Source organism: Micromonospora sp. NPDC049060 (assembly GCF_040649055.1).
Taxonomy (GTDB): Bacteria; Actinomycetota; Actinomycetes; order Mycobacteriales; family Micromonosporaceae; genus Micromonospora; species Micromonospora reichwaldensis.
The window spans coordinates 33,760-49,636 of the sequence record NZ_JBEZEV010000028.1 but is presented as its reverse complement, the minus strand read 5'-3'; the positions used below and the strand labels follow the sequence as shown (position 1 = coordinate 49,636).

Here is a 15,877-nt window from a genome sequence, read left to right as displayed (position 1 = left end):
GGTCCTAGGTTCGCGGCATGAGCATGGAAGTCACCGCGTGGATGTCCCTGCACCACGCGATGCATCAGCGTGACCAGCGGCCCTTCTCCAAGGCGACCCTGAGGCGGATCGGCGGCTTCGCCCGCCCGCACCGCCGCCTGCTCGCGTGGTTCCTGGCGGGCAGCGTCGTGGCCGCGGTGCTGACCGTCGCCGCACCGGTGCTGGCCGGGCGGGTGGTCGACGCGATCGTCTCCGGCACCGACACGGCGACGGTGGTGCGGCTGGCTGTGGCGATCGCCCTGATCGCGCTCGCCGAGGCCGGGCTGGGGCTGCTCACCCGCTACCAGTCGGCGCGGATCGGCGAGGGCCTGATCCTCGACCTGCGGACCGCCGTCTTCGACCACGTGCAGCGGATGCCCGTCGCGTTCTTCACCCGGACCCGCACCGGCGCCCTGGTCTCGCGCCTCAACAACGACGTGATCGGGGCGCAGCAGGCGTTCAGCGACACGCTCTCGGGCGTGGTCGGCAACGCCGTGACGCTGCTGCTGACGCTCGCGGTGATGCTGACCTTCTCCTGGCAGATCACCCTGCTGGCGCTGGTGCTGCTGCCGATCTTCGTGCTGCCCGCGCGGCGGATGGGCCGGAAGCTCGCCCGGCTCGAACGGGAGGCGGCCGACCTGAACGCGGCGATGAGCATCCGGATGACCGAGAAGTTCTCGGCGCCCGGCGCCACCCTGGTGAAGCTCTACGGGCGGCCGGCGGAGGAGTCCGCCGAGTTCGCCGCCCGCGCGCGGCGCGTGCGCGACATCGGCGTGCGTACCGCCATGTTGCAGACCGTCTTCATCACGGCCCTCACGGTGGTCGGTTCCCTCGCGCTGGCCCTGGTGTACGGCCTGGGCGGCGTGTACGCCATCGGCGGGCAGCTCGACGCCGGCGCGGTCGTCGCGCTCGCCCTGCTGCTGTCGCGCCTGTACGCGCCACTGACCTCGCTCGCCAGCACGCGGGTGGAGATCATGAGCGCGCTGGTCAGCTTCGAGCGGGTCTTCGAGATCCTGGACCTCAAGCCGATGATCGAGGACAAGCCGGACGCCCGGCCGCTGCCCGACGGGCCGGTGGCGGTGGAGTTCGACGACGTCCGCTTCGGGTACCCGTCGGCGGAGAAGGTCTCCCTGGCCTCGCTGGAGGACGTGGCGAAGCTCGACACCCGCGGCGGCGAGGAGGTGCTGCACGGGATCTCGTTCCGCGCCGAGCCCGGACAGATGGTCGCCCTGGTCGGCTCGTCGGGCGCGGGCAAGTCCACAATCGCGCAACTGCTGCCGCGCCTGTACGACGTGGAGGACGGCGCCGTCCGGCTCGCCGGGCGCGACGTCCGCGACCTGACCGGCGACTCGGTCCGGGACGCCCTCGGGGTGGTCACCCAGGACGGTCACCTGCTGCACGACACGATCCGCGCCAACCTGCTCTACGCCCGACCGGACGCCAACGAGGACGACCTGTGGGACGTGCTGCGTCGCGCGCGGCTGGCCGATCTGATCCGCTCGCTGCCGGACGGCCTGGAGACGGTCGTGGGCGAGCGGGGGTACCGCCTCTCCGGCGGCGAACGTCAACGGCTCACCATCGCCCGGCTGCTGCTCTCCCGCCCGCGCGTGGTGATCCTCGACGAGGCCACCGCACACCTCGACTCGACGTCCGAGGCGGCGGTGCAGGCGGCGCTGGGTGAGGCGTTGACCGGGCGGACCAGCGTGGTCATCGCGCACCGGCTCTCCACGATCCGCTCCGCCGACCAGATCCTGGTGCTCGAACAGGGCCGGATCGTGGAACGCGGCCGGCACCCCGACCTGCTGGCCCGGGGCGGCCGGTACGCCGAGCTGTACCGCACCCAGTTCGATCAACCGGTGCCGGCCTGACGTGTCCACCCTGGTCGCGCGGCGCGTGCCGGGGGATGAGCGAGCGTGCGGACGGGCCGCCGGGGTGCGTGTCGCGCCCCGACGGCCCGCCGTCAGTCGTCGTCAGCCGTTGTTGTCGATCAGGCTGGCGATCTGGTTGTAGATCAGGTGCGCCTTCGCGCCCTGGTTCGACGGGCAGCCGCCGAGGTGGTGCAGGGCGATCACCCGGTGGCTGGAGTTCAGCACCGGCGAGCCCGAGTTGCCGCCGGAGGTGTCGCAGCTGTAGCTGATGTTCGAGGCGTTGTAGTTCGCGTTCTTCACGGTGCAGTTCGCACCGTTCTGGGTGTCCTCGAAGATCGACAGTCGCTTCGGGCTGCCGTCACCGTGCCCCGGGATGTACATCCGCGTGCCGGTGGTGGTGGCGGTCGTCGCCAGGTACAGCGTGCCGAAGCTCTGGATGCTGGTGAAGTTGTTCACCGAGTACAGGGCGTAGTCCAGCTCGCTGGAGCCGCCGCTGCTCACCTTGTAGAGGGTCGCCCCGCTCACCTTGGTGCCGGCGCCGGGGTTCGAGCCGCCGCAGGTGGCGCACTGGTAGTTGAACTGCATCTCGCTGCCGGTGACGGCGGCCTGCGTGGAGAAGCAGTGCTTGTTGGTCAGCATGCGGTTGGTGTTGCCGACCCGCCAGGTGGTGCACATCCCGCCGCCGCTGATCAGCAGCCGCGCCACGGCCCTGCCGCGGGCGTACTCGGTGGGGTGGCTGTTCTGGTAGCAGACCACGTCGCGGCGGGCGTCGGTGCTGCAGACGGACTGCGTGGAGAAGTTGTGCTGCGCGATCTCCGCGCGGTCGTAGCCGCGCCAGAACCGGTCGATGGTCGCGACGTTGCCACGGGAGGCGCGGCTGCTGTGCATCGTCACCACCGCGGTGTCACCCTCCACCGACATCGCCCAGAAGCCCGGCTGTCCGTCGGTGGTGTAGTCCGCGCCGGTCGCCCGGTTCAGGTAGCGGTCGTACCGGTAGCTCTCCCGGCCGTCGGGGCTCGCCACGGTGACGTAGTCGCCGTGGGCCAGTCGCAGCGCGCTGAAGTGCACCTTGACGTACGACGCGCCGGGGTGCCGGATGACCTGCGTCCGGGCGTCGCCGGCGGAGGAGAGCGTGCCGGTGACGGTACGGAGTTCACCGACCGTGGTGACGCCCTCCGCCGAGAACTGCTCCGATTCGGGCGCCCGTTCGGATTGCGGCGCGAGAGGTTGCACCGAGTACGCCTCAGCGGCGGGTGCCGACATCAGACTCAGGCCGAGTGTGCAGGCGCCCAGCGCGACCGCCGCCGTTCGTAGGCGGCGCATGGCATGTTTCATCGTCGCTCCTCCCGAGGAACCAGCACCCAGACGTGCTTGCAGCCTTCATACACGAACCGATGGAGGCATGTAAACATACCGATGTCTACCTACCGGCGCGGTGGCGTCGGTCGCGCTGGCGGGTTCCTGGCGGGGACCACCCGCACGACACACTCCCCCGGTCGAGCCCGGCCACGGCCGGGCCGCACCGGACGGAACGCCGGCGTCACCGCTGCGGTGACGCCGGCGTCGTACCGTTCGTCAGGGCGTGACGACCCTGCCGCCGAAGGTCACCACGAGTCGACCGTCGGACGCGAAGGACCAGCCCAGGGCGCCGGAGTACTGGGCGCACCGGGATCCGTTGGTGCCGGACCAGAACTGGTTCGAGCTGTCGGAGTTGCCGATGATCTTGTCGTTCGAGCCACCGTCGCACGAGGTGTTGTTCCGGAACACCGAGGAGCCGCCGTCGAAGGTGAAGTTGCGCTCGGCGTTGCCGATGCTGGCGTTGTTCGACACCTGCATGCTGCCCAGATTGCGGTTGTAGGTGAAGCCGTGCTTGCCGTTGTCGTAGGCGATGTTGCCCCGGACGATGTGGTTCACCCCGATGTCCTCGCCACCGAGCTTGTAGCCGTTGCGGTCGCCGGCCCCGGCCTGGCCGCCATTGCTGAGGGTGCCGTTGTCGTAGGCGAGGGAGGACTCGATGGTCACCGCGCCGATGGCCCCGGTGTCGCTCTTCGTGTAGAGGTCGTAGCCGTCGTCGATGTTGTTGTGGGCCACCGTGTAGCGGAAGACGTTGCCGGGGCCGACGGTGAGCTTCGGGGCGAAACCGTCGGCGTCCTCACCGTCGGAGTCGACGTTGTCGTGCGACACGGTGCTGACCACGAGGTTGTTGGACGGCCACTGGTCACGGGGCGCGTTGGCCACCAGCCGCGAGAGCTGGAGCCCCGAGTCCCGGTTGTGGCGGGTCACCGTACGCTCGATGATGTTGTTGTTCCCGGCGAGCAGGATGCCGTTGTCCCCGGCCCGCTCGACGACGATGCCGCGGATGTGCCAGTACGACCCGCCCACCGCGAGGCCACGGTTCGCCGGGTCCTCGCTCTGGGCCGAGAAGTTCAGGATCGGGGTCTCGCCCGGGTAGGCGAAGATGTTCTTGCGCGCGCTCGACGTGCCGTTGTTGCCCTGGCCGATGGTGATGGTCTGCGAGTAGCGGTAGGTGCCGCCGCGCAGGTAGATCGTGCCGCCGGCGGCGATCCGGGTGATCGCGGAGGTGAGCGTCGTCGGGTTCGCCTGCGTGCCGGACGCACTGTCGGTGCCGGTCGGCGCCACGTACAGCGTGCCGCTCGACGGCGGTGGCGTGGTCGGCGGGGGCGTGGTCGGCGGCGGGGTGGTGGGCGGCGGCGTGGTCGGCGGCGGAGTCGTCGGCGGCGGGGTGGTCCCGCCCGAGGCGTACGTCTCGAACTCGGCGACCCTCGGCGTACCGGTCGAGCCGGTGATCTCGAAGTTGATCTTGCGCAGCGACGTGGCGGCGAAGTTGATGACCCCGGCCCCGTTGCCGCTGGCCAGGGTGGCGCCGGTGTCGTTGTTGACGACCCGCCAGGAGCCGATGACCCCGACGGCGCCGGCCGCCTCCCGGATGTTGATCGAGGCCACCGTGGTGGCGGTGTCCCACTTGATCGAGATGCGGCCGGTCGAGCCGGTCGGCGACCAGTAGGTGCTCATGTTGCCGTCGAGCACGTTGCCGTAGCTGGTGCCGCTGGCCTTGCTGGAGCCGTCGGAGCCGGCTCCGAGGCTGAGGTTTGTCGCGTTGACGCCGACCGATGCGGGACTGGGGCCGCCAGCCGCACCAGACGCCTGGGTCATCGGCAGCGCCGCGGCGAGCGCGGCTGCGGCAGCCACGGCGGTGCCGCCGGCAAGAAGCTTGTGTCGCACTGTGTTTCGCACTGTTGGACTCCTCAGGAGTGAGCACGGTGCGGGGCACTACCTGCACAGCCCGACACCGCATGCGGCTTCGTGTCCGTACCCTCAGCCCGGTCAGGGATCGAAACATCGATGAAACACAGGCTAGGAAAGCGCTTGCCCGCGAAGCAAGTGCGGAGACGTGCAGGTTTGTTGCATACGGCAACGCCTGCGCCGGCCGGGCAGCGGCCCGCGCTCGCCGATGGGACCTGGCCGAGCCCCACCTGCTGAAGGGTCACCTACCCGCCATCGCCGCCACCGGCCGAGGCGACGCGGCAGCCTGCGCCCACAGTCTTCGAACCGCACACCAGCCCAGCATCGTCCGGCCTGCTAGAGCCTGGCGTCGGACCTCGGCCACCCTGTTTGCACCCGGCTGATCGCCTGGGCCGTCCCGGCAGGCTCGGTGAACTGGTGGGTGTGCATGCCGAGGCGTTCGGCGGCGTGAATGTTGACGGTGGTGTCGTCGACGAAGAGCACGCTGCCGGGTGGCACACCGAGCCTGTCGCAGCACCAGAGGAAGGCCGCGGGCTCCGGTTTGGCGTGACCGATGCGGGAGGAGAACGCGACGAGTTCGAAGTGCCGCAGCCACTGGGCGTGGTGATGTTCGTAGTGGCTGGCGAGTTCCTCGGGGATGTTGGACAGCAGGGCCAGGCGTACGCCTGCGGCGGCGGCCCGCTCGATCAGCCGGATCATGTCGGTGTCGACGCTGGCCCAACTGGCGACGTCCGCGGCGATCAGCGCGGTGGTTCGGTCATCGTCGAAGGTGGTGCCGAGTTCGGCGTGCCGACATGCCCGGGAGGACAGCCGCAGACCCGGGGCGTCCAGGAGCACATCGACGCGATGGTGGCGTTCACCGAGCAGAACGGTGGTGAGCCGCCGCAGATCAAGTCGCACCCCATCGGTTTCGGATCGGGGGAGTGGACCTGCGTGGTGGGCGAGTTCGAGGACGGCAGCCGGATGGTGACGGTGGCGAAGTGGCGGGACGGGGCCATCGCTGAGGAGTACATCTGGATGTAGTGCCGGACGCGGCTCGCCACGGCCACCGGCGTCACCGTCACCGATCCGCAGCGTTCGTCCGAGCGGTATCGGGTCCGAAGCGGTGGAGTGTCCCCGGCCCGGTGACCTCCGGCCCGCGTGGCCGATCAGGCCGGTTCGCGGACCCCGCCGGCCTGGTCACCGTCGTCCGGAAGCGGTTCGACGGGTGCTTCCGGCAGCTCGTCGGGCGTGTCGGGAAGCAGTTGCGCCGCGTCGTCGGGCACGGGCTCCCGAGGATCGAGCGGCGGATACAGCTCCGGGTCGAGATCAGGGTTGGTCATCGACCAAGTATCAGTCCCGACGGCACTCACCGCCCGTCGGCCGCCATCGCGTACGCGGCACGGGCCAACCGCTGAAGAACGACGGCCTACGACGAGGGCCGCCGGGTAGGCCGCCCGAGACCCGCCGGGGCTGCCCTGCTTCCTACCGCCACCCGCTGCGGATAATGCCGACGTGCGTTCGGACGTGGATCGTGGGGATGACGCCGCTGGAGTGGATGCCGCTGGTGGCACCGCAGGCAAGCGGGCGGTGACCCGCAGCCCGCTGCTGTCCCGGACAGGTGTGGCCGCAGGCGACGGCTCGGCGTGGCGGGTCGTCGTCGGGTTCGGCGTGGTGAGCCTGGCGGCCGACATGGTGTACGAAGGTGCCCGCTCGGTGTACGGGCCGCTGCTGGCCTCACTGGGTGCGTCCGCTGTCGTCGTCGGGCTGGTCACCGGCGCCGGTGAGGCGGCGGCACTGCTGCTGCGGCTGGTGTCCGGGCCGCTTGCGGACCGGACCCGCCGGTACTGGTCGTTGACCCTCCTCGGGTACGGCCTGACCGCGGTCTGCGTACCGCTGCTCGCCTTCACGCCGCTGTTGGGCGGCGCTGGTCTGGCCGTCGCCGCCGCGTTGATCCTCGCCGAACGGCTGGGCAAGGCGGTGCGCAGTCCGGCCAAGTCGGCGCTGTTGGCCGACGCCGCCAGCCGCGTCGGGTTGGGTCGAGGGCTGGGCGTGCACAAGGCACTCGACCAGGTCGGCGCTTTCGCCGGTCCGCTGCTCGTCGCCGCGGTCGTCGCGATGGCAGCGGGGACCCTCTGGCCCGCGCTGGCCGTCCTTGCCCTGCCAGGCGTCGTCGCGATGCTGTTGCTGCTCGCCGTTCGGGCGCGTACCGACATGCCGGCCGCGAGCAACGCACCGGCCGGCGGCACCCCCTCGGCGTCATCCGATCCGCCCGCCACCCGGGCGGCCCGGCGAACGCCGTTGCCGGCGGTGTTCCACTGGTTCGCGGCGGCGATGGCGCTGTGCACAGCCGGCCTGGTGACATTCGGGCTGATCGGCTTCCATCTCGTCCGCGCGGGCGTCGTCGCGACCGCGACGGTGCCGCTGATGTACGCGGCCGCGATGGCCGCCGGCGCTCTCGCCGCCCTCCTCACCGGCGCTCTCTACGACCGGACCGGCCCACGGGTGCTGATTGCGCTTCCGGCGCTGATCGCCGCCGTGCCCGCCCTGCTGTTCGCCGGTGGTCTGCCACTGGCAGCGGCGGGAGTCCTGCTGTGGGGTGCCGCCGTGGGTGTGCAGGACTCCACAGTCAAGGCGCTGGTCGCCGATCTCGTGCCACGGGAACGCAGAGCGACCGCGTACGGGGTGTTCGCCGCGGTGCAGGGCGCAGGGGCGCTGGCCGGCGGTGCCGCAGCCGGATTCCTGTACGAGCTTTCGCCGGCGAGTCTGACGACTGCGGTGGCCGTCACGCAGGTCATCGCCCTGGTCACGCTCGTGGGCGTCCTGACGAGGCTGACCAGGCGGTGACCCGGTTGACGCGCGGGGTGCTGGGCTGATCGTGGCCGCGCCCAGGACGAGGTTGCCCGCGGCCGGCAGTCGGCAGCAGCCGCAGTCGAGGCCCCGGAAGCAGCCCTGATACATCGAGCCAGAACTCTTCCCACTTGATGCTGAAAAAGACTGCCGTCGATTGGATTCATGAATTCCACGATGGAATCGAGTCGTATATCGACTGTACGATCCGGCAAAACCGTTCGGACCATTCAATCGGCGCGTCGTACGCCCGCCGGAATGGCCGGAACAGAGGGAGGCTGGGAGATGAGACTCCACCGCCACACGATCTTCGCCCGCGAACGTCGAGCCGGAACGGCCGCCATGGCCACGCTCGCCACCACGGTCATGCTCCTCACCGTGGCTGCCGGACCGGCCACTGCGACACCCGCCACCGAGGCGCGTTCCGGGGCGACCGGCGAGATCCTCGGCGCCGGCAACGCCACCCCCGTGCCCGGCGGCTACGTGGTCACCCTCAAGGACAGCGGCGGTACGGTCACCGATCGGCAGGCTGGCGTGTCCCGCCTCGCCGACCGGTACGGCTTCCGCCCGGACCAGGTCTGGCGCGACGCGCTGAACGGCTTCTCCGTACGGACCTCCGAGTTGGTGGCCCGCCGGCTGGCCGCCGACCCGGCGGTGGCGGTCGTGGAGCAGGACCGTCTGACCAGCTTGGCCACCACCCAGACGAACGCGCCGTGGAACCTCGACCGGATCGACGCACCGCTGGGACTCAGTGGTACCTACAACTTCACAAGTGTCGGAACCGGCGTCCGGGCGTACATCGTGGACAGCGGGATCCAGATCGGCCATGCCGACTTCGGCGGCCAGGCGGTGTACGGCTACGACGCCGTCGACGGCATGCTCCCGGCCAACGACTGCAGCGGGCACGGCACCCACGTCGCCGGCACCGTCGGCGGGACGACCTACGGGGCGGCCAAGAACGTCGTGCCGGTCGCGGTCAAGGTGTTCGACTGCGCCCTGCCGAGCACGCTGTCGATGTTGATCAACGGAATCAACTGGATGATCGCCAACCACCTCGCCGGGCAACCGGCCGTGGCGAACATCGGCGTGCTGACCAGCCCCACCGTCGCGCTCAACACCGCAGTGACGAACGCGGTCGCCGACGGCATCACGGTAACGGTCCCGGCCGGCAACTCGAACGTGAGCGCCTGCACCGTCTCACCCGCGTCGGTGCCGGCCGCGCTGACCGTGGGCGCGACGTTGACGAACGACAGCCGGGCAAGCTGGTCGAACTTCGGCCCTTGCCTGGACATCTTCGCTCCAGGCGATCGCATCACGTCTGCCTGGTGGAACTCGACCACCGCGACCCAGACGATCAGCGGCACCTCGCACGCCGCACCGCTCGTCGCCGGCGTCGCCGCTCGGGTGCTCAGCAACAACCCGACCTGGACACCGGCCCAGGTGGCCAGCTACCTGTTCAGCGTCGCCAACCCGGTCGTGATCAACCCGGGGGTCGGCTCGCCCAACCGTCTCCTGCACCTGTCCCCGGCGCTCTGACCTGGCCCTGTCGTCCCGACCCCCGCTCGCCCCCCTGCGCCAGCCCAGGTCAACCGCGACATCCAACTCCTGGGAGGCTCCGCCCAACCCGCAGAAGCAATCAAGGCCGTGACCGGCGTTTCCGCTGGTCACGGCCTTGATCGTGAAGTGCGCCCGAAGGGACTCGAACCCCTAACCTTCTGATCCGTAGTCAGATGCTCTATCCGTTGAGCTACGGGCGCTCGGTGCTTGGCCAGTCTACACACCCGGCTTTCGCGCGGAGACTCCGGGATTCGAACCCGGGAGGGGCTTTAAGACCCCAACCGCATTAGCAGTGCGGCGCCATAGACCAGACTAGGCGAAGTCTCCCTGGTGGCCCTGCAGACCACCGCGCCCGAGGATACAGGGCCTCACCCATCAGGAGCAAAGCGACTTCCCCGGTCCGCCCCTCCGCCGGCGCAACGGGCTGTCCCGAACCAGGCCGGGACTCCCCCCGGCCTCGGCTTTCCCTGCTGTGCACGGGCGTGATCAGGACTACGCTCCATCGATATGCAGGAGCAGCCGCCGCGCGAGCCGACCCGCCGAGAGCCTGCTGAGGGAGCGCGCCGACGTTCCCCGAAGGCGACCTTCAGTCCGCCCCCCGCGCCGCCGGAGCCGGCCGGGCCGGAGGATTCCGGGAAGCGCCCCCGGCGGGCGAAGCCGGCGCCTGCGGTGCTCTTCCAACCGCCCTCGGCCGATCCGCCGCTGCCCCGTCAGTCGGGACGCGCGGCCGAACAAGCGCCACGGGAGCGGCCCGACCAAGCCGACCGCACGGCCGAGCAGGCGCCACAAGAGCAGCCTGACCAGGCCGACCGCACGGCCGAGCAGGCGCCACAAGAGCCGCCCGGCCAGGCCGACCGCACGGCCGAACGGGTGCCACGGGAGCGGCCCGGCCAGGCGGACGAGACCGGCGGGAGTGACGCCGCGCACATCGGCGGCGGCGGCGCGTCCGCCGCTACCGGCGATCAGCCGGGATCCCCCACCGCTGCCGGCCCGCCCGCCTCCGGCACGCAGACCTCTGGTGGTGACGCCGCCCCCACCCGCAAGGCGCCCGGGAAGAGGGCGGTCGCGAAGAAGGCCGCGCCAACGCGACCGCCTACAGCAAAGAAGGCGGCAGACCAGGCCGACGTGACGACGCCGGCGGAGGCCGCCGGGCCGGGAGCGGCGAAGAAGGCCGCAGTACCGGGGACGGCGGCGAAGGAGGCCGCAGAGCCGGGGACGGCGGCGGCGGAGACCGCAAGGCCGGGGACGGCGGAAGGCGCGGCGCCCCCGGCGGCGACGAAGGGGGCACCCGCTCGGAAGACCACAGGCGCCCGGAAGGCCACGCCCGTGAAGAAGGCGACGGCCACGAAGAAGGCAACACCGGCCGCGATGGCCGAGCCTGCCCGGAAGGCGACGCCCGCGAAGAAGGCCGCCCCGGTGACGCTCACCCCGGCGACGGTCGCTGCCGAGGCCCCGGTCCAGGCCCCGACCGCCGCGCCCCCGCAGGTGGTCGAGCGGCACGCCGGCGACGGGGCGGCGGGGACCCCGCCGGGGCGTACGCCGGAAACGGTCCTTCGGCTGGCCGCCGCGCGGGTGGTGGAGCATCCCGCGTTCGCGCCGGAGTTGCTGGCCCTGGCCGCCGTCGAGGCGTTCGGGCCGCGGGCCCGCGACTGGGCGCAGCGGCTGCGCGACGCGTACCCCGATGCGGGAGCGGACGGCTTGGCGCGGCTCGCGACCCGGCGGTTCGTCCGGCAGGCGGGGGCGGGCGGGGCGACCGCCGCCCTGGCGGGGCTCTTCGCGCCGGTGGCCGAGCTGGCGGCGGTGCTGTGGGCGCAGGCCAACCTGGTGCTGCACCTGGCGGCGGCGTACGGCCGGGACCCGGCGCATCCGGACCGGGCGGTGGAGCTGCTGGTGCTGACCCGCGTGCACCCGGACGCGGAGAGCGCGCGGGCCGCGTTGGCGGCGGCCGGGGCGGCGGACGCGCCCGACGAGGCGGGCTGGCCCCGGGCGGCGGAGGCGGCGTGGCGGCTGGCGGCGCCGTTGGCCGCCCAGGCGGGCGGTTGGCTGGCGCTGCGGGTGGCGTCCCGGCTGCTGCCCGGCGCGGCGGTGCTCGTGGCCGCGGCCGGGGACGCGGCGGCGGCCGAGCGGCTCGCCGCCCGCGCGATCACCGCCTACCGGCGACCCACGCCCCGCTGATCGCCGGCGGCCTGCGCTCGGCTGAACGAACGCGACGGGGAAGGACGCGGGCCGCTGGTAGATCTTGGTGAGAAATGGCCCCCGGAGGGGCACTTTCCGACCAAGATCTACCAGGGCGGCACACCGACGGGGGCCGCGAAGGGGACGAAGCCGCGGAGGGAGGAGGGGCTGGCGGGCGTCAGAGCCAGTCGAACCATTCCTTCGGCAGCAGGGCGTAGCCGAGGAAGGCGACGATGTCGAGCAGCGTGTGCGCGACGACCAGCGGCATGACCCGGCGGGTGCGCAGGTAGAAGAGGCTGAACACGACGCCCATCACCACGTTGCCGAGGAAGGCGCCGAAGCCCTGGTAGAGGTGGTACGAGCCGCGCAGCAGGGCGCTCGTCGCCACGATCGCGCCGACCCGCCACTGGAGCTGGCGCAGCCGGGTCGTCAGGTAGCCGACGACGATCACCTCCTCCAGCACCGAGTTCTGCACGGCGGCGAGGATCAGCACCGGGACCGTCCACCAGAGGTCGGGCAGCGCGGCCGGCACCAGTGTGGCGTTGACGCCGAGCTGGGCCGCCGCCCAGAACAGCGCCAGGCCGGGCAGGCCGATCAGCGCGGCCAGGCCGGCGCCGCGGGCCAGGTCCTGACCGGGCCGCCGGGCGTCCAGGCCGAGCGTCCGCGCCGGATCGCCGGGGTCCCGCGCCAGCAGGTGTACGGCGAGCAGCACCGGCAGCAGCGCGAAGACGATCCCGAGCAGCTGGTACGTCAGGTCCAGCCACGGCCGGGGTGACACCGACGTGTTGAGTGCGGCGGTCTGCTTCGACAGCGGCCCGTCGGCGGTCAGCTTCGCCACGATCGACACCGTCGCGTAGACGGCGGACTGGCCGAGCGAGAGGCCGAGCACGAGCAGCGTCTCGGTGCCGAGCATCCGGCGGGTCGCCGGGCGTTGCAGCTCAACGGTCACCGCACCACTCTGCCCGACGTCGAGGGCCGACGTCACCGGCCGACGTCAGCGTCACCGGCCGAGTCAGCGGCCGACGTCACCGCCCGAACGAGCCTCACGAGCCGATCGCACATTCTGTGCGACCGGTAGGCACGCTCCGTGGACATTCTATGGGTGCCCGATCCGCCGTCAGGAGAAGGAGCGCGCCTCGTGGACGACTTCGCAAGGCTGCTGAAGGAGAGCTGGACCCTGGTCGAGGAGCACCGGGAGCGGCTGAGCGGTCACTTCTACGCCCGGCTCTTCCTGCTCGACCCCGAGCTGCGCAAGCTCTTCCCGGTGGAGATGACCGGGCAGGGCGACCGGATCCTGGAGGCGATCGTCACCGCCGCCCAGACGGTCGGCGACCCGGAGAGCTTCGACGAGTACCTGCGCTCGCTGGGGCGGGACCACCGCAAGTACCACGTCGAGGCGGCGCACTACGAGACCATGGGCGTCGCGCTGCTGGACGCGCTGCGCAGTGTCGCCGGCGACGGCTGGAACCTGGAGTACGACCAGGCGTGGCGGGACGCGTACGCGGCGATCACGGAGAAGATGCTGGCCGGGGCGGCGGCCGACGACAACCCGCCGTTCTGGCACGCGGAGGTGCTGACCCACGAGCGGTACGGCAGGGACACGGCGGTGCTGACCTGCCGGGCGTTGCAGCATCCGCTGTCGTGGCGGGCCGGCCAGTACGTGAGCGTGGAGGTGCCCCGCCACCTCCCCCGGGTGTGGCGCACCTACTCGGTGGCGAACGCCCCGAACGACGACAACCTGCTGGAGTTCCACGTCCGTACGCCGGAGGGCGCCGGCTGGGTGTCCGGGGCACTGGTCCGCCGGGTCAAGCCCGGCGACCTGCTCCGGGTGGCGGCGCCGATGGGGTCGATGACGCTGGACCGCGCCTCGGAGCGGGACATCCTCTGCGTGGCGGGCGGCGTCGGCCTGGCTCCGATCAAGGCGCTGGTGGAGGAGTTGGCCAGCTACAACCGGACCCGCTGGGTGCACGTCTTCTACGGCGCCCGTACGGCGGCGGACCTGTACGGCCTGGCCGGGCTCCAGGAGTTGGTGGCCGCGCACCCGTGGCTGTCGGTCACTCCGGCGTGCAGCGAGGATTCCGACTTCGACGGCGAACTGGGTGACGTCCCCGACGTGGTCGGCCGGTACGGCCCGTGGACGGCGCACGACTGTTACGTCTCCGGTTCCGCCCGCATGGTCCGGGCCACCCTCCGGGTCCTCGCCGAGGACGGCGTCCCGCCGGAGAACACCCGCTACGACACCTTCGGCAACCTCTAGAAGCGTTCCTCCCCCATACCGGGGCGCGTGCTCCTGCCCCCTGGGGCACGCGCCCCGGTCCCCCAAGCGGGCGGACCGGCACCGCCCCGCACGACCACGTCCGCCCGGCCGTCCTTCCCACCCGGGCGGACGTGGTCGTGCCGCCAGACGGATGCGCGCAGGTCAGTAGCGCCAGGGCCGGCCGGTCTCGCGGTACTCCTCGACCGGCACCAGCGGCACCCCCGGCGCCATCCGGTCGACGTAGAGCCGCCCCTCCAGGTGGTCGATCTCGTGGGCGACGAGCCGGGCCATGCCGAACTCGAACGAGGTGATGATCCGGCTGCCGTCGTACTGGGCGTGCTCCACGTCGAGCCGGAGCGGCCGGGGCACCAGGCCACGGTGGTCGAAGAAGGAGAGGCAGCCCTCGTACTGCTCGTCGCTGTCGGGAGAGGCGTCGACGACGCGGGGGTTGAGCAGCACGACCGGGTCGGCCGCCCGGTCGGGGAGCCGGACCACCGCCACCGCCCGGCCGAGGCCGATCTGCGGGGCGGCGATGCCCACCCCCTTGCGGAACGGGTGCAGCTCGTCGAGGCGGACCAGGGTCGCCGCGAGGCGGTCGGCGACGTCCCGGGCCTCCCGTTCCTCGCGGGGCAGGTCGAACGGGCGGGCCGGTTGGCGGAGCAGGTCGTCGCCGCGCTGCACGATGCCGAGGCCGCGCATCCGCTCGCTGGGCCGGACCCGCCCGGCCTCCTCCGGTTCGGCCTCCGGTCGGCTGCGGAACCGCCACTGCAACCGGTAACGCGCGTTGAGCGGGGGGTCCTCGGTCGCCCAGTCGAAGATGACCCGGTCGGCGTCCTCCCGCTTGGTGACCGGCGTGCGCAGCGGGCCCTCCTCCGCCGAGAGCGAGGTCTCCGCGCCCCAGACCTGCGGGTCGAGGGCCGCCGGGAAGTCCAGGCGTACGGCCATCTGCCGGGTGGGCAGCCGGACCGCCCGCTGGAACCAGGGGCCCCACTTGTCGTGCCCGACGCAGTACGCGTACTCGATGGTGGCCCGGTCCCCGGGATAGAGGGGGAAGCGCCGGTCGGCGTTCTCGAAGAGCAGCCACAGCTCCTTGAAGGCGTCGCGGTCGTGCTTGGCCCGCCAGTGCATCGCCTCCCGCTCGTCCCCGTCCTCCCGGTACGCCCGCAGCCGCAGCTCGGCGAAGGTCAGCGGGTGTTCGCGGTGGTGCAGGTTGGAGCGCCCCGGGTCGTTGGGGTAGCGGTCGACGGCGATGCGCACCAGGTAGCGGGTGACCGGCTCGGTGCCGGCGTTGTACAGCTCGCGCCGGATGACGCAGCGGTAGGCGTCGCCGAGGTGGGTGAGGGTGGCGAGTTCGCGCTCGACGATCAGCCCGGTGCCGGGCGGCATCCACTGCCCGGGTACGGGCGGGTCCCGGTGTGCCCGGTCGGCCCGGGCGTGCCGCAGCTCGTCGTACTCCTTGAAGCGCTGCCAGATCGCGCCGCCGGCCTCCAGCACGGCTTCGGCGCGGCGCGCGAAGTCCTCGGTGGGGCGGTGCCGGCGCCCCTCGACGTGGCTGACGTACGACGGGTCGAAGCCCATCAGGGTGGCGAGCTGCTTCTTGGACAGCCCCCGCCCCGTGCGGTGCCGGGCGATCTCGGCGGCGAAGGAGTCGGCAGCCCGATCGAGCGGTGAGGTCATCAGCTTCCTCGTGGCCGGGAGTATCAGTTTCACGTTCTGTGGCGACGCGCACACGGAACTGACACCTTGCCGACGCGAGCCTTGACAGGCAGCGATGCCTGTCGATACTGATGCGACGTTTTCCGCCCCGATGACCGGGTAGTACGCCGCACGGGTGGAGTGACCGGCCCCTCCGGATCCGACGCAGGCGAGCCTTCCCTTATCTCGTCAGATGTGGTTAGGCTAGCCTTAG

General features: G+C 71.7%; 13 protein-coding genes and 2 tRNA genes. 6 read left to right on the top strand and 9 right to left on the bottom strand.

Going from position 1 to position 15,877, the window contains the following annotated elements; genetic code table 11:
• The first annotated feature begins 17 nt into the window (after nucleotides 1-17).
• Nucleotides 18-1,886 carry an ABC transporter ATP-binding protein gene (locus AB0B83_RS13725; RefSeq protein ID WP_357578448.1) on the top strand — a complete coding sequence of 623 codons (1,869 nt, stop codon included), beginning with the start codon at nucleotides 18-20 and terminating at the stop codon, nucleotides 1,884-1,886.
• Between the two features lie 102 nt (nucleotides 1,887-1,988).
• Here AB0B83_RS13725 and AB0B83_RS13720 read toward each other — a convergent pair whose 3' ends face one another.
• The 3 genes from AB0B83_RS13720 to AB0B83_RS13710 form a co-directional block, all read right to left on the bottom strand.
• On the bottom strand, nucleotides 1,989-3,221 hold the full coding sequence (locus tag AB0B83_RS13720) for a serine protease (protein WP_357578447.1): 1,233 nt from the start codon (nucleotides 3,219-3,221) through the stop codon (nucleotides 1,989-1,991).
• 240 nt (nucleotides 3,222-3,461) lie between these two features.
• Nucleotides 3,462-5,141, bottom strand: a complete 1,680-nt coding sequence (locus AB0B83_RS13715; RefSeq protein ID WP_357578446.1) for a cellulose-binding protein — start codon at nucleotides 5,139-5,141, stop codon at nucleotides 3,462-3,464.
• 345 nt (nucleotides 5,142-5,486) lie between these two features.
• A complete protein-coding gene (locus AB0B83_RS13710; protein WP_357578445.1) occupies nucleotides 5,487-5,987 on the bottom strand; it encodes an HAD family phosphatase in 501 nt (166 codons plus the stop codon).
• A 9-nt stretch (nucleotides 5,988-5,996) separates the two neighbouring features.
• Between AB0B83_RS13710 and AB0B83_RS13705 the strand changes: the two genes are divergently transcribed.
• On the top strand, nucleotides 5,997-6,173 hold the full coding sequence (locus AB0B83_RS13705) for a hypothetical protein (protein ID WP_357578444.1): 177 nt from the start codon (nucleotides 5,997-5,999) through the stop codon (nucleotides 6,171-6,173).
• A gap of 125 nt (nucleotides 6,174-6,298) precedes the next feature.
• Here AB0B83_RS13705 and AB0B83_RS13700 read toward each other — a convergent pair whose 3' ends face one another.
• A complete protein-coding gene (locus tag AB0B83_RS13700) occupies nucleotides 6,299-6,472 on the bottom strand; it encodes a hypothetical protein (protein WP_357578443.1) in 174 nt (57 codons plus the stop codon).
• A 247-nt stretch (nucleotides 6,473-6,719) separates the two neighbouring features.
• Between AB0B83_RS13700 and AB0B83_RS13695 the strand changes: the two genes are divergently transcribed.
• Nucleotides 6,720-7,976, top strand: a complete 1,257-nt coding sequence (locus AB0B83_RS13695; protein WP_357578442.1) for an MFS transporter — start codon at nucleotides 6,720-6,722, stop codon at nucleotides 7,974-7,976.
• Between the two features lie 288 nt (nucleotides 7,977-8,264).
• Nucleotides 8,265-9,515 (top strand): S8 family peptidase, encoded by a 1,251-nt coding sequence (locus AB0B83_RS13690; protein ID WP_357578441.1) that lies wholly within the window; start codon nucleotides 8,265-8,267, stop codon nucleotides 9,513-9,515.
• A 148-nt stretch (nucleotides 9,516-9,663) separates the two neighbouring features.
• Here the strand turns inward: AB0B83_RS13690 and AB0B83_RS13685 are convergent.
• From AB0B83_RS13685 to AB0B83_RS13675, 3 genes are all read right to left on the bottom strand, one after another.
• Nucleotides 9,664-9,736, bottom strand: a tRNA-Arg gene (locus tag AB0B83_RS13685).
• 36 nt (nucleotides 9,737-9,772) lie between these two features.
• Nucleotides 9,773-9,863: transfer RNA gene (locus AB0B83_RS13680), tRNA-Ser, on the bottom strand.
• 635 nt (nucleotides 9,864-10,498) lie between these two features.
• On the bottom strand, nucleotides 10,499-10,963 hold the full coding sequence (locus tag AB0B83_RS13675; protein ID WP_357578440.1) for a hypothetical protein: 465 nt from the start codon (nucleotides 10,961-10,963) through the stop codon (nucleotides 10,499-10,501).
• On the opposite strand from AB0B83_RS13675, the gene AB0B83_RS13670 reads away from it, so the two are divergent.
• Nucleotides 10,953-11,711 (top strand): hypothetical protein, encoded by a 759-nt coding sequence (locus AB0B83_RS13670; RefSeq protein WP_357578439.1) that lies wholly within the window; start codon nucleotides 10,953-10,955, stop codon nucleotides 11,709-11,711. The two genes, AB0B83_RS13675 and AB0B83_RS13670, sit on opposite strands and share 11 nt — an antisense overlap.
• Before the next feature lie 178 nt (nucleotides 11,712-11,889).
• Here the strand turns inward: AB0B83_RS13670 and AB0B83_RS13665 are convergent, their stop codons facing one another.
• Nucleotides 11,890-12,660: a CPBP family intramembrane glutamic endopeptidase gene (locus AB0B83_RS13665; protein ID WP_327029954.1), complete on the bottom strand. Its 771-nt coding sequence runs from the start codon at nucleotides 12,658-12,660 to the stop codon at nucleotides 11,890-11,892.
• A 189-nt stretch (nucleotides 12,661-12,849) separates the two neighbouring features.
• On the opposite strand from AB0B83_RS13665, the gene AB0B83_RS13660 reads away from it, so the two are divergent.
• Nucleotides 12,850-13,968, top strand: coding sequence for a globin domain-containing protein (locus AB0B83_RS13660; protein WP_357578438.1), 1,119 nt, complete (start codon nucleotides 12,850-12,852; stop codon nucleotides 13,966-13,968).
• Between the two features lie 162 nt (nucleotides 13,969-14,130).
• Here the strand turns inward: AB0B83_RS13660 and AB0B83_RS13655 are convergent, their stop codons facing one another.
• Nucleotides 14,131-15,648 (bottom strand): peptide deformylase, encoded by a 1,518-nt coding sequence (locus AB0B83_RS13655; protein ID WP_357578468.1) that lies wholly within the window; start codon nucleotides 15,646-15,648, stop codon nucleotides 14,131-14,133.
• Between the last annotated feature and the right edge of the window lie 229 nt (nucleotides 15,649-15,877).

What these genes read in the sequence shown, in the direction of transcription:
- AB0B83_RS13725 (WP_357578448.1), top strand. Translation starts at nt 18, where the DNA reads ATGAGCATGGAAGTCACCGCGTGGATGTCCCTGCACCACGCGATGCAT.
- AB0B83_RS13720 (WP_357578447.1), bottom strand. Translation starts at nt 3,221, where the DNA reads ATGAAACATGCCATGCGCCGCCTACGAACGGCGGCGGTCGCGCTGGGC.
- AB0B83_RS13705 (WP_357578444.1), top strand. Translation starts at nt 5,997, where the DNA reads ATGGTGGCGTTCACCGAGCAGAACGGTGGTGAGCCGCCGCAGATCAAG.
- AB0B83_RS13700 (WP_357578443.1), bottom strand. Translation starts at nt 6,472, where the DNA reads ATGACCAACCCTGATCTCGACCCGGAGCTGTATCCGCCGCTCGATCCT.
- AB0B83_RS13690 (WP_357578441.1), top strand. Translation starts at nt 8,265, where the DNA reads ATGAGACTCCACCGCCACACGATCTTCGCCCGCGAACGTCGAGCCGGA.